The organism is Streptomyces sp. NPDC051207 (assembly GCF_040682395.1).
Lineage (GTDB): Bacteria > Actinomycetota > Actinomycetes > Streptomycetales > Streptomycetaceae > Streptomyces.
This window is the reverse complement of sequence record NZ_JBFBAX010000014.1, coordinates 40,904-53,717: the sequence shown is the minus strand read 5'-3', so window position 1 is coordinate 53,717 and position 12,814 is coordinate 40,904. Positions and strand designations below refer to the sequence as shown.

At 72.6% G+C, this 12,814-nt stretch carries 8 protein-coding genes; 1 reads left to right on the top strand and 7 read right to left on the bottom strand.

The features are described 5' to 3' along the window. The first annotated feature begins 235 nt into the window (after positions 1-235). A complete protein-coding gene (locus tag AB0M97_RS16300; RefSeq protein WP_365961570.1) occupies positions 236-2,602 on the top strand; it encodes a SpoIIE family protein phosphatase in 2,367 nt (788 codons plus the stop codon). Between the two features lie 155 nt (positions 2,603-2,757). Here AB0M97_RS16300 and AB0M97_RS16295 read toward each other — a convergent pair whose 3' ends face one another. From AB0M97_RS16295 to AB0M97_RS16265, 7 genes are all read right to left on the bottom strand, one after another. Further along, the gene (locus tag AB0M97_RS16295) at positions 2,758-3,801 is read right to left on the bottom strand and encodes a hypothetical protein (protein WP_365961519.1); all 1,044 of its coding nucleotides are present in this window, start codon (positions 3,799-3,801) and stop codon (positions 2,758-2,760) included. A 5-nt stretch (positions 3,802-3,806) separates the two neighbouring features. Beyond that, entirely contained in the window at positions 3,807-4,646 is an 840-nt protein-coding gene (gene ddaH, locus AB0M97_RS16290; protein ID WP_365961518.1) for a dimethylargininase, read from the bottom strand. Then, positions 4,643-5,377: a 4'-phosphopantetheinyl transferase superfamily protein gene (locus AB0M97_RS16285; protein ID WP_365961517.1), complete on the bottom strand. Its 735-nt coding sequence runs from the start codon at positions 5,375-5,377 to the stop codon at positions 4,643-4,645. Before AB0M97_RS16285 ends, ddaH begins: the two co-directional genes overlap by 4 nt. A gap of 76 nt (positions 5,378-5,453) precedes the next feature. Next, positions 5,454-6,158: a 3-oxoacyl-ACP reductase FabG gene (gene fabG / locus AB0M97_RS16280; RefSeq protein WP_365961516.1), complete on the bottom strand. Its 705-nt coding sequence runs from the start codon at positions 6,156-6,158 to the stop codon at positions 5,454-5,456. Positions 6,159-6,260: 102 nt separating this feature from the next. Beyond that, the gene (locus AB0M97_RS16275) at positions 6,261-10,157 is read right to left on the bottom strand and encodes an amino acid adenylation domain-containing protein (protein ID WP_365961515.1); all 3,897 of its coding nucleotides are present in this window, start codon (positions 10,155-10,157) and stop codon (positions 6,261-6,263) included. A 164-nt stretch (positions 10,158-10,321) separates the two neighbouring features. Further along, positions 10,322-11,602 (bottom strand): glutamate-1-semialdehyde 2,1-aminomutase, encoded by a 1,281-nt coding sequence (locus AB0M97_RS16270; RefSeq protein ID WP_365961514.1) that lies wholly within the window; start codon positions 11,600-11,602, stop codon positions 10,322-10,324. Beyond that, positions 11,599-12,810, bottom strand: coding sequence for an ATP-grasp domain-containing protein (locus AB0M97_RS16265; protein WP_365961513.1), 1,212 nt, complete (start codon positions 12,808-12,810; stop codon positions 11,599-11,601). The genes AB0M97_RS16270 and AB0M97_RS16265 overlap by 4 nt, the downstream gene beginning before the upstream one ends. Positions 12,811-12,814 lie beyond the last annotated feature (4 nt).

Here is a 12,814-nt window from a genome sequence, read left to right as displayed (position 1 = left end):
CCACGATGCGGCCGGTACCGAGCCGCCCGAGCACTCCTGGACCGCTTCGGCGGGCCCTTCGGCAGCGGCGTCGGCCGGGACCCCCGTATCCGGCCAGGTCGGCAGCCGCTCGCCGGGCGGCGGCGTGGACGCACCGGCACGGCAGGCAGCGATCCCGGCACCGTCTCGGACGTCCCCGCGGCTGCCCGGCGACGCGCCGGACGCCGGGCCGGGCGGGGGTGGCGCCGCGCAGGCCATGACCTTCGTCCCGGCGGGCGGCTTGCCGGGCGTCTCACCGGACTCCCCGGTCGGCAGGCTCGCCGCCACGGTCGCGCGGCTGCGGCGGCAGGTGCGGGAGGCACAGGCCGACGCGGAGGGGCGGGCGCTGATCGAGCTGGCCAAGGGCATCCTGGTGGAACGGCTGGGCTGTGGCCCGGCGCAGGCGGCCCGGCAGCTCGCCGAGCTGACCGAGCAGGCCCGGGTGACCCCTTTGGAGTTCGCCGTCGAGGTCATCAACCAGGCGGCCCGTGACCGGATGTCGGAGGTCACGCAGGGATTCCTCGACGCGACCGCGGACGATCGTGCGACGGAGCCCGGCCAGGCCGCCGTACGACTGCGCGCCGCGGAGAGCGGGGCGCTCGCCGCGTCCGACACCCAGGCCGTCGCCGACTCACTGCTGGAGCATGCGCTGCGTCCGCTGGGCGCGGCTGCCGTGGCCGTGTGGGCGGCGGGCTCGGACGGCTCGCTGACTCTCGCGGGCTGCGCGGGGTTCTCCCCGGCCGAGGCCGCCCGGTGGCACTACGTCCCGCCGGACGTCGTGACGGTGGCGCGCCGGGGGCTGACCGAGAGCAGCGGCCACTGGATCAGCTCGCTCGGAGAGCGGGGGCTCCCCACGGTGGGCCGCCAGTCGTATCCGGACGGCGGCCGCGTCGCGGTGCCCGCGGGCACCGGGGGACGCATTCACGGTGTCCTCGAGATCGCCTGGCCGGGGCCGCTGGAGCCGCAGCCCCCGCAGATCGTCCGGCAGGTGGAGGCCCTGGCCGAACTGTGCGCGCACACCCTGGAAACCAACGCGACGCATTCCACCGCGGAGCGACCCCGGGTCCATCCGGACACCGCGGAACTCATGGACCTCGCGGACGGACTGCACGACCCCGCCCTGGTGCTCGTGCCGCACTTCGACAGCGCCGGGAACTTGGCCGACTTCCGGATCCAGCACGTCAACACCCGCTTCCTCGACCCCGCGGGACGGCCCAGGGCGACAGTGAACGGGGCGCTGCTGCTGGAGACGTACCCGATGGCGGCCGGAGAGAGTGAGCTGTTCCGGAGCGTCGAACGGGTCTATGCCACCGGTGAGCCGTTCCGGGCCCGCCGTATGCAGCTCACGGCGCTGGTCGACCAAGTGCCGCTGTCGGCGGTGGCGGACATCAGCGTCACCCGCCACGGCGACAACGTGCTGTTGATCTGGCGCATCGAGGACGAAGCGGCACGCCTGGCAAGCCTGTTGCAGCACGCGCAGCGCCTCGGCCGCATCGGCGGTTTCGAGGAGAACCTGCTGACCGGCGGGATCACCTGGAACAACCAGATGTTCGATCTCTACGGCCGCCCACCCACAAGCCAGCCGGTGCCGTTGGAGGAACTGACCGCGCACGCCCACCCGGACGACGCGGTGACCATCGGCCGGTTCCTGCGTACCCTGCTGCACCACCGGCGGCCCGCCTCCGCCGCGTTCCGCCTGCAGCGGCCCGACGGGGTCACCCGGCAGCTGAGGGTGGTCGCCGAGCCCGTGCTGGACACCGACGGCCGGCTGTCCGCCGTCCGCGGGGCCTACCAGGACATCTCGGCGCAGCACTGGACGGAGGTCGCCCTGGCGGCCACCCGTGACCAGCTCGCCCACACCGAACAGCAGGCCGCCGAACGCAACCGGCTGACGCTTCAGTTGCAGCACGCGATCATGCCCCCGACGCAGACGCCGTTGCAGGTGCCCGGCATGGGCGTCGCGGTGCGGTACCGGCCCGCGGAGACCGAGCAACTGGTGGGCGGCGACTGGTACGACGCCGTGATCCTGCCGTCCGGGCTGGTGCTGCTGTGCGTGGGGGACGTGGCCGGACACGGGATAGAGGCCGCGACCAGCATGGTCGTCCTGCGCAACGCGCTGCGAGGGCTGGCGGTCACCGGGGCGGGCCCGGGCCAGCTGCTGTCCTGGCTCAACGTGGTGGCGCACCATCTCACCGGTGCCGTCACCGCCACCGCCGTGTGCGCCCTGTACGACCCTGAGCGGCGGACCCTGCGCTGGGCACGGGCCGGGCACCTGCCGCCCGTCCTGGTCCGCGGCACCGAGGCCGCGCCGCTGCCGCTGGTCAAGGGCATCCTGCTGGGCGCCCTGCCGCAGACAGAGTACGAGGAGGCCGAGGTGCAGCTCGCCCCCGAGGACACACTGCTCATGTACACGGACGGTCTCATCGAACGCCGGGACCGCTCCGTGGAGGAGTCACTGACCCACCTGCTCGCCACCGTGGGGACGGGACCGACCACGCTGGACCAGCAACTGGACCGGTTGCTGACCTACAGCAGGTCGGACACGGACGACGACACCTGCCTCGTGGGAGTCCGGGTCGCCTGATCCCCGGCCGGTACCGTCTTCGACCGCCCGAACGGAAGCAGCGCGACCGCCGAGGTGGACCGCACCGGCCACGCGGCTTCCTCGCGCCGGGTATCACCGCCCGGGGGAGAGCCCCGGGCGGCTCACGTCGGCCGGGGCTCGTGCCGCCCGGGTGTTCACGACGATCGGCGATGCGCCTGCGAGTCGTCCGACACGGACTCCCACAGGTTCTCGGTCACCCCATCCAACTGTTCGAACCGCTGTGTGATCCGCTTCAGCACCGACGGAGCGGTCGTCGCCTCGTAGCGCAGGGCGAGCACGCCCATGGCCTCCCAGTGCCGCGTCGCCTCCTCATGCAGGGCCAGGCTGCGCTCCGAGGCGCCGGCGACCCGCAGCGAGCGGGCCATCAGCCTCAGACTGGGCACCGCGTAGAGGACCGAGGCGTGGTGGAAGAGCCGACGGGCACCGAAGGCGGCACGCTCGGACGGCCCGGTGAAACACTCCTCACACAGCGCCTGGTAGCGGCGGATCGCCTCCCGGAACCGCGCCTCGGCGAAGAACCGCTCCGCCTGGCGGGTCAGCGCACCGCTCAGCTCCGCGCTGTCCGGCAGCCCTTCGCCGGCGGCTGCGGCCGGGTCCGCGGGCCCGGCCGCGCCGAAGTCGTCGGAGACGGCGTAGAAGAAGCCCATCGCGTCGTGCGCGTCGCTCTTGATCCGGTCGGCCGCCGACCGGACCAGGTCGTCCATGGTCACCACGGCCCGGCAGCTGAACGGCTGCGGGCCGACCACGAGACTGTCGTGCACGTCGACATGGCCGTGGTCGGCGGCGATTCCCCGGACCACGACCGCGTGCAGGTACGGGTTGTTGTCCCGGTAGACGTCGGCGTAGTTGAGGTGGGCCGTGTTGACCCACACGATGACCGCCCGGTGCCGTTCCAGGAGCGCCTCGAGCTGCAGGGCCGGCGCGTCGAAGGCGATGGGCTCCTTGTGCACGGTGAAACCCGACCGGGTCATGCCGAGCGCCCCGGCCTCCTCGACCGGGAAGATGTACTCCGGGTACCCCGACTCGTCCAGGCCCGCCTGGAACAGATAGCCGTCCCCCCGCTCGAAGACGGCCTGTTCCTCGACGGGACGGCCGACGATGCCGGCGAGGACCGAGTAGCTTCCGGTGAGGCAGTTGACGGCGGTCTCGTCGTACTGCTCGACGATGTGGCTGTCCATCGGCGTCAGCCCCGCAGTTCGAGCGTGCAGCACTTCACGCTGCCGCCGGCCTTGAGGAGTTCGGTCAGGTCCACTCCGATCGGTTCGAAACCGCGCTCGGCGAGCCGCCCGGCGAGTGCCGTGGCCGCCTTCGGCAGCAGCACGTGCTTGCCGTCGGAGAGCATGTTCAGCCCGAACACCGCCGCGTCCTCGTCCGTCGCGAGCACGGCGTCCGGGAACATCGCACGCAGCACCGCCCGGCTGCCCTCGGTGAACGCCTCCGGGTAGTACGCCACCTCGTCGTCGGACAGCACGGCGAGCGCGGTGTCCAGGTGGTAGTACGACGGGTTCACCAGCCGGAGGCCGGTGACGGGCAGCCCGAAGAACTCCTGCGCCTCGAAGTGCGAGCGCTGGTCGGTACGGAAGCCCGTGCCGGCGAGGAGCCGGCGGCCGACGACCAGGTAGTCGCCCTCGCCCTCGTTGATGTGTTCCGGCCAGTACAGCTCCTCGAAGCCCTGCCGCCGGAACCACTCCAGGTAGAGAGGGCCCTCTGCGGTGCGCTCGACGTGCCGGAAGCGGGCGCCGAACACCTTGCCGTCGACCACGGTGGCGCCGTTGGCCGCGAACACCATGTCCGGCAGCCCCGGGGCCGGCTCGATCTCGTGCACGGTGTGCCCGAGTTCCCGGTACAGGTCGCGCAGCCCCTCCCACTGGCGCAGCGCGAGGCGGCCGTCCACGGGTTTGCCAGGGTTCATCCACGGGTTGATGGAGTAGGTGACATCGAAGTGGCTCGGGGGGCACATCAGAAACCGGCGCGGGGTCGCCGTCCGGGTCCGGTCGCCTGCTGTGGACTGGTTCGCAGTCATGCGTGCTGCTCTCCTGAAGAGGGGAAACGAGGGGAACCGAGGTCGCTCCCGCCGCCGATGGCGGGGGCGGTGTGTGCGACGGCGGCGGCGATCAGGCGGCCGTCCGGGCTGCTCCAGTCGGCGAACCGCCAGTCGGCCGCCGTGCCGGAGGCCATGAGGTCCGTCCCGCGCAGTCCGCCGAGCGTCGTCACGCCCACCTTCACCAGGGCCTCCTTGCGCACCCACAGGCGCAGAAAGGACCTCGCGGGATCAGGGGATGCGCGGACCGCGGCGAGTTCGGCGGGCGCCAGGACCCGGGCGGCCACCCGCGGGGCGAACACCGCGTCCGCGGCGTCCTCCACATCCACGCCGACCGGGCCCGGCCCCGCGGCGGCGGCGACGGCGCCCCGGGCATGGGACAGGCTGACGCCCACGCCGGGCCGGCCGTACAGGAACGGCCGCCCGTGGTCCTCTCCACCGCACTGGGCACAGAGCTGACCGAGCATCAGGGCAGCGGGGCCCACGCCGAGCAGGCGCGCCGCGCACAGCCGTACCAGCACATGCGCGGCCACGTAGTCCTCGCGGGGCTTCCCCGCCGGCAGCCGGGCGGCGCGGTCGCGTTCGTACGGGGCGAGCGTGACCGTGTCCAGCAGCGGCAGGACGTCCGCGGTGGCGGCCACCAGGGCGAGGGGGGCGGTGGGCGTGGGCGCGGCGGTGCCCGGGTCCGTGGTGTGCGGCAGCCGGGTGGGCACGGTCTTTCCTCCTCGCGTGGGTCGGTCCGGCGGTCCGTGCTGCGGTGCCGGGTGGTACGGGCGCTGGCGCGCAGGGTCAGTGGCCCATGCCGACGCCCCCGTCGACGCGCAACAGGGTGCCGGTGACATAGCCCGCGTCCTCGCCGGTGAGGTAGCCGACCGCCGCGGCGACCTCGTCGGGGGTGGCCATGCGGCGCATCGGCACGGCCGCCAGCAGGCTCTGCCGCTTCTCCTCGGGCATCGCCGCCACCATGTCCGTGTCCGTGTAGCCGGGGGCGACGACGTTGACGGTGATGCCGTGGTCGGCCACCTCCAGCGCCAGTGACCGGGCGAAACCGATCATCCCTGCCTTGGATGCGGCGTAGTTGGTCTGCCCGACCGCGCCGGACAGCGCCACGACGGAGGACATCAGGACGATGCGCCCCCACCGGGCGCGCATCATGCCCCGAAGCACCGGCTTGATCCCGTGGAACGCGCCGAGCAGGTTGGTGCGCAGCGGTGCCTCGAAGTCCTCGGCGGTCATGGCGGCGAACGGCCGGTCCCGGGTGATGCCCGCGTTGTGGACCAGCACCTCCACCGGACCCAGTTCGGCCCTGACCTGTGCGCAGGCCTCGGTCACCGACCGCGCGTCGGTGACGTCGCAGCGCACGGCGGACAGCCCGGCGGGCGGCTCACCGGTGCGGTGGCTGACGGCGACCCGGTCGCCGCGTGCGGCCAGGTGCCGTGCGACGGCCAGGCCGATTCCGCGGTTCCCGCCCAGGACCAGGGCAGTACGGGACATGGTGCGAGCCCCTCTCCGTTTCGAGTGCCTCCCGTGCGGGAGTGGTTCCGTGCGCCCGTACGGGAAGCCGTCGGGGCCGGTGCTCGGGTCGTGCCGGGGTCGTCAGCGGCCCTGTTCCGAGGTGGTGGTGGTGTCGAGGGCGTCCAGCGCCTTGGCCACCAGGTCGCCGATCTCACGGGCGGGCCGGGCGTTCATCATCTCCAGGTGGGTGCAGGCGATCCGGTGCTCCAGCAGCCGGCCCTCGACGTACGGCAGCCACGGTTCGCTCAGGCTCAGCGCCCGGCCGGGTTCCTTGGCGGCGACGAAGAACAGCACGTCGCCGCGGTACCGTTCGGGTCGGAACTGCTCGCGCACCCGGATCAGGTTCGCCACGACCGCCAGCAGCCGCCGCTCGTCGGGCACGACCTGGCGTACGGCGGCCGTCTCCGCCTCGATCAGCTCCCACACGTCCGCCGGGGTCACTTCCTTGCCGGTGACCATCACCGTGTCCAGCATCGCGACCAGCTCGACCCGTTCTCCTTCGGCCTGCAGGCGGGCGGCCAGCGAGTGGGCGACCAAGCCTCCGAACGACCAGCCGAGCAACCGATAGGGGCCGTGCGGGCGGACGGCGCGGACCTGGCTCAGATAGTCGTCGAGCAGTTCCTGGTAGCCGGCGGACATCTCGTCGGCGGCGGTGATGCCGCGGGCCTGCAGGGCGTACACCGGCTGCTCGGCGTCCAGCCTGCGCATCAGCGCGGCGTAGCTCCAGCTGAGCCCGAATCCCGGGTGGACGCAGAACAGCGGGGGCCTGCTGCCACGGGTGCGCAGCGGCAGCAGCACCCCGAAGTCGTCGGCCGCGGCCTTCGCTCCGGGCGCGTTCGCGGGCGTGGCGGGGTCCGGGCGCAGCCGCTGGGCCAGGCCCTGCACCGTCGGTGTCTCGAACAGATCGCGCACGGTCAGCTCGGTGCCCAGGCGCGCGCAGATCCGGCGGATGAGCCGGATCGCCAGCAGTGAGTGCCCGCCGAGGTCGAAGAAGCTGTCGGTGGCCGACACCCCGGGCAGGCCGAGCGCCTCGGCGAACAGCGCGGCGAGGGCCATCTCGTCCGGGGTGCGGGACGGACGCCCGGCGCCGGTGCCGAAGCCGGGGTCGGGCAGCCGCCCGCGGTCCAGCTTGCCGGTCGGCGACAACGGCAGCGCGTCGAGCGGTACGACGGCGGCCGGGACCATGTACTCGGGCAGCAGCCGGGCGAGCGCGCCGCGCAGCCGGGCCGGGTCCGGTGTCGTGCCCGGTGCGGGCGTGACGTAGCCGACCAGCCGGCGTTCGCCCCGGCGGTCCTCGTGCACGACGACGACGGCCTGGGCCACCTCGGGTTGCCGGCCGAGGACCGCCTCCACCTCGCTGAGCTCCACCCTGAAGCCGCGGAGCTTGACCTGGTCGTCGCCGCGTCCGACGTACTGCAGTTGCCCGTCGCGCCGGCGCAGCACGATGTCACCGGAGCGGTACATTCTGGCTCCGGGCCCCCCGAAGGGGTCGGGCACGAAGCGGGCCTCGGTGAGGTCGGGGCGGCGCAGATAACCGCGGGTGACGCCGGCGCCGGCGATGTACAGCTCACCGGGCACCCCCACGGGCAGGGGCCGCATCCGGTCGTCCAGCACATACAGGCGGGTGTTGCGCAGCGGGCGGCCGATGGGCGGTGCTCCCTGTGCGGTCCCGTCCTCGTCGGTGCCGCCGGTGGCGGACGCGCTGGCGTACACGGTCGTCTCGGTGGGGCCGTAGGCGTTGACCAGCCGGGCGCCGGGCACGGAGACCCGCAGCCGGGCGGCGACCTGCGGGGACAGTGCCTCACCCGCGAGGACGAGGTGGTCGGCGCGCAGATCGGGGGCGCTGTCGGTGATCAGCCGGTCCAGCACCGAGGGCACGCCGCTGACGAGCGTGCCGTGCCAGCCGCCGCGTTCGCCTATCTCCAGCAGATCGCGGACGACTTCGATGCTGCCGCCGTTGAGCAACGGCCCGAGGATCTCGAACACGGAGACGTCGAAGCTCAGGGACGTGGCGGCGAGCACCCGCCCGAGCCCGTCGCCGAAGGCGTCGGCCGCCCAGGCGACGAGGTTGGCGATGTTGCGGTGGGTGACCGCGACACCCTTGGGCCGGCCGGTCGAGCCGGAGGTGTAGATGACGTAAGCGATGTGGTCGGCGGTCACCGCGGACTCGAACGTGTCCTCGCCGGGCGCGTCGAGAAACGCCGTCACCTGCCGGTCGTCCAGCAGCAGGACCGGGGGTGCGCCGGAGCCGGCGGGGAGGCTGCCGACGGCGGACGTCTCGCTGATCACCAGGGCGGGGGCGGCATCCCGCACCATGAACGCCAGCCGCTCCGGCGGATAGACCGGATCGAGCGGCACATAGGCGGCTCCGGCGCGCAGCACGGCGAGCAGGGCGACGACGGTGGCCGTGGAGCGGTGGGTCGCCAGACCCACGAAGTCGCCCTCGCGGACGCCGCGTTCGGCGAGCAGCCGGGCCATCCGTGCGGAGCGCCGGTCGAGGTCGCCGTAGCTGAGGCGGTCCGCACCGCACACGACGGCGGTGGCCTCGCCGCGACGGGCGGCCTGCCGCGCGAACAGGGCCGGGACGGTGTCGTCGGTGGGGGGCGCGCCGGTGTCGTTCCAGTGGTGCAGGACGCGCCGCCGCTCCTCCTCGTCCATCAGGTCCAGGTCGGCGAGGGGGGTGCGGGCATCGGCGCAAACCCCGGCCAGCAGGTTGGCGAGGTGGTCCGCGAGGGCCTGGACGGCGTCGTCGTCGAAGCGCTCGGTGTCGTACTCGACGTAGAAGCGGATGTCGTCGCCCGATTCCACGAAGGTGAGCATCAGCTCGAATGCGGCCGTGGTGTTGGCGATCGGCAGTGACTCCACCAGCAGCCCGGCCTCCGGCTCTTTCGCGGGGCCGGTGCGGACATGGTTGAGGGCCAGCTGGAACACCGGTTGACGGCCCGGGCTGCGGGGCGGATTGACGGCCTGGACCAGTTCCTGGAAGGCCACGGACTGATGGCGCAGCGCCTGGAAGGTACGGCCCTGGACCTGGCGCAGCAGCGGCAGGAAGTCCTCGTCGGCGTCGAACCTGACGCGTAGCGGCATGGTGTTGACCGTCAGGGCGACCAGGCCCTCGGAGCCCGGTTCCAACCGGGTGGACATCGGGACGCCGAGCACGATGTCGCGCTCACCGGTGTAGCGGCCGAACAGGGCGAAGGCGCCGGCGGCGAGCACGGAGAAGAGGCTGGCGCGGTGTTCGTCGGCCAGCTCGCGCAGCCGGCCCGCCACCGGCCCCGGCAGGTCCCGGCGGTGGGTGGCAGCGTGCCGACGGGTGGTGCCGCCCAGCCGCGCCATGGGAAGGTCCAGGGTGGCGGGGGCGCCGTCGAGCTCGGTGCGCCAGTGCTCCAGGGCCCGGGTGCGGCGCCGGTCGACGGCGCCGGTGAGCCGGGCGGCGACATGGTCGGCGTAGCCGAGGGCGGGCGGCGGCAGCGGGTTCGGCCGTCCCTCGGCGCAGGCCGCGTACAGGGGGGCGAACTCGCGGGTGAGCACGTCGAGGGAGTCGCCGTCGGCGATGCTGTGGTGCGCCACGAGCAGCAGGACGTGCCGCTGTTCGCCGAGCCGGAACAGGGTGGCCCGCAGCAGCGGCGCCCGGTCGAGCCGGAACGGCCGGTCCTGGGCCTCGGCGAAGTGCCGGTCGAGGACGGCGTCCGTGAGGTCCCGGTCCGGGGTGGTGAGGTCGACCTCCTCGACGGGCACGGTCACCGCGTCCGCGATGGTCTGCCGCGGCCCGCCCCGCTCGGTGATGCTCACCCGCAGCGCCTCGTGCCGCTCGGTCAGGGCGCGCAGCGCGCCGTCGACCGCGGCGCGGTCGAGCGGGCCGGTGAGCCGCAGCGCCAGGGCCAGGTTGTGGGTGCCCGGCCGGCCGTGCGCCGCCTCGGCGAACAGCACACTCTCCTGGGTGGGGAGGAGGGGGAGGTTCCTGGCCTCATGGTTCATGTCTGGTCCCGTCGGCAGGGGGCGGGCGGCAGGTGACGCATGCCGGCTTCGCGGAAGGGGTGCCTCTGAGGGCTTACCGATCCTGCCGGGGTGACAGGGCCTTGCGGGTTCCGTCACCCCGGCAGGATGCGTCGCTCGGATCCGGCCCGGTCCGAGCGCAGGGCCTAGGCCGGGGCGACCACGGGCGTGTTCGGGTCGGCGGCGAGGAGTTCGACGGCGCGGGCCGCGAAGTCCTCAAGGGTCTCGTCCGGCGTCGCGGCGGAGATGTACATCGGCTCCTCGATGTCCGGCGCCAAGTGGTAGTGGGCCTTCCGGAGACCCGCGTACAGCGTGGTGTACGGGGAGCGCGGCTGGGCCGCGACATCCGCCTTGCGGCGGACGGGGGTGCCGCGCGGGACGAAGATGAACGCGAAGATGCTGCCGGTCCGCACGAAGTGGAAGTCGAGCCCCTTCTCGGCCCGGTGGCGCTCGACTGCGGCCTCCAGCAGAGCGCCCTTGCGCTCCAGCTCCTCGTAGAAGCCGGGCTCCGCCAGCACGTCGAGCGTGGCCAGGCCGGCCGCCATGGTCAGCGGGTTGCCGGCCAGGGTGCCGCCCTGCAGGACCCGCTCCTCGTCGAGCAGCCGCATGATCTCGCGGCGGCCACCGAACGCGCCGACGGGCGTGCCACCGCCGATGATCTTGCCGAAGGCGGTGAGGTCGGGGGCGACCCCCAGCAGGTTGCTGACCGGACCGTAGGTGAGCCGGAAGCCGGTGATCACCTCGTCGTAGACCAGAACCGCGCCCTCGCGGTCGCAGATGCGGCGCAGACTGCGCAGGAAGCCGTCCTCGGGCAGCACGAGGGACATGTTGCAGGCGACGGGCTCGACCACGATCGCCGCGATCTCGCCGGGGTGCTCGGCGAAGGCCCGCTCGACGCTCGCCGTGTCGTTGTACTCCGCGTAGACGTTGGAACGCATCGCGGCCGGGTCGAGACCGGCGTCGCGCATGCGGGCCTCGTCCTTGTTCTGCACCAGGTCGAAGTGGCCGTGGTAACCGCCGTTGAAGCGCAGCACGCCGGTGCGTCCGGTATGGGCGCGGGCCAGGCGGATCGTGGACATCACGGCCTCGGTGCCGCTGCACACGAAGCGCAGCTGCTCCAGGTGGTCGGCGGTCGCGGTGATGCGCTCGGCCAACTCGATCTCCTGCAGGCAGTACGTGCCGAACAGAGTGCCGTTGGTGGCCTGGCGGGCGATGGCGGAGCTGACGGCCTGCGGTGCGTGCCCGAGGATCAGCGGCCCGAAGCCGTACATGAAGTCGACGTATCGGGTGCCGTCGATGTCGTGCAGGTACTGTCCGTGGGCCTCGGCGACGACCAGCGGTTCGGATTCCACAGTGCGGCAGGCGCGCAGCGGCGAGCTGGCGCCGATGGGGATGGTGTGCAGGGCGCGCTTGATTTCCGGCCTCATGAGGACTTTTCCGTTTCGGTCTCGATGGTGCAGTCGGTCATCAGGACATCCAGCAGTGCCTCCGCCTCTTGCCGGGTGTCACGTGCGAAGTACGCGGTCAGGACCGTCTCGAAGTTGAGCGGCGGAGCCAGCACGAACTGGCCGTCCTCACGGTGCAGGTGCACGGTGGTGACGTCGTTCTTGCGGCACACCTCGACCGCGCGGGCGGTGTTCTTGAGGAAGCCGCTGCGCTCGATGGGGGCGTCGTACTCCAGCGCCACGCGGTGGTGCAGCGGCTCCAGGGCGATGACGTCCCGGCCGAGCCGGTGCAGCAGGTCGTAGGCGTCGAGCCCGGTGCAGATGCGCAGTTGCTGGTAGGTGGTGGTCCCGCCGCCGCACAGGCGGGGGGCGAGTTCGAGGATGCGCAGCCCGCCCTGGCCGTCGAACCGGAACTCCGCGTGGAAGGGCGAGTTGTCCAGGCCGACGCCCGGGATCACGGTTTCCAGCAGCGCGGTGAAGTCACGGCCCAGCTCCGCGTCGAACGGCTCGGTCAGATAGGCCACTTCGTGGAAGAGCGGGCCGACCAGGGGTGGCAGCTTCCGGTGGATCTGCAACGGGATGATCCGGCCGTCGCTGACCATGCCGTCGACGGCGTACTCGTTGCCGTCGAGGTACTCCTCCGCGAGCATCCGGGACTGGCCCGAACCCTCCCGCAGCACGGTGCAGACGCGCTTGGTCTGCAAGAACGCCTTCGGGAACTCCTCCGGTGTCCCGGCCTTCACCACGCCCGCGCTGTAGAAGCCGTTCGAGGGCTTGACCACGACGGGGAAGGACAGGGCCTCGCGGACGGCGGCGAGCGCCTGGGGCGCCTTCGCCGACGGGTCCAGCTCGATGTGGCGGGTGATGTGGTCGCGGACCGCGGGGTGCGCCTTGAACCGGGTCTTGTCGGCGAGGCACAGCAGGGTGTCGATGTCCCGGGTGGGCATGCCCAGTTCACCGCGCAGCAGCTCCAGCTGGATCTGGTAGCTGTCGTGGAAGGAGATCACGTCGTCGATGCCGGCGAGTTCCACCGCGGCACGCGCGGCGTCGGCGACGGTGCGCCGCCAGTTCTCGCGGTCGTCGGCAGCGAGCTGCGGCGGGTCGAAGAAGCGGACGGTGAATCCCCGCTGTTGTGCGTAGTCGAGGTAGTCGCGGCAGTCTTCCTCGCGGCCGAGGAGGAGTACGTTCACGGAA

Coding starts and splice junctions, on each gene's coding strand:
- fabG (WP_365961516.1), bottom strand. CDS start 6,158: ATGTCCCGTACTGCCCTGGTCCTGGGCGGGAACCGCGGAATCGGCCTG.
- AB0M97_RS16295 (WP_365961519.1), bottom strand. CDS start 3,801: ATGGACAGCCACATCGTCGAGCAGTACGACGAGACCGCCGTCAACTGC.
- AB0M97_RS16270 (WP_365961514.1), bottom strand. CDS start 11,602: ATGAGGCCGGAAATCAAGCGCGCCCTGCACACCATCCCCATCGGCGCC.
- AB0M97_RS16275 (WP_365961515.1), bottom strand. CDS start 10,157: ATGAACCATGAGGCCAGGAACCTCCCCCTCCTCCCCACCCAGGAGAGT.
- ddaH (WP_365961518.1), bottom strand. CDS start 4,646: ATGACTGCGAACCAGTCCACAGCAGGCGACCGGACCCGGACGGCGACC.
- AB0M97_RS16300 (WP_365961570.1), top strand. CDS start 236: ATGACCTTCGTCCCGGCGGGCGGCTTGCCGGGCGTCTCACCGGACTCC.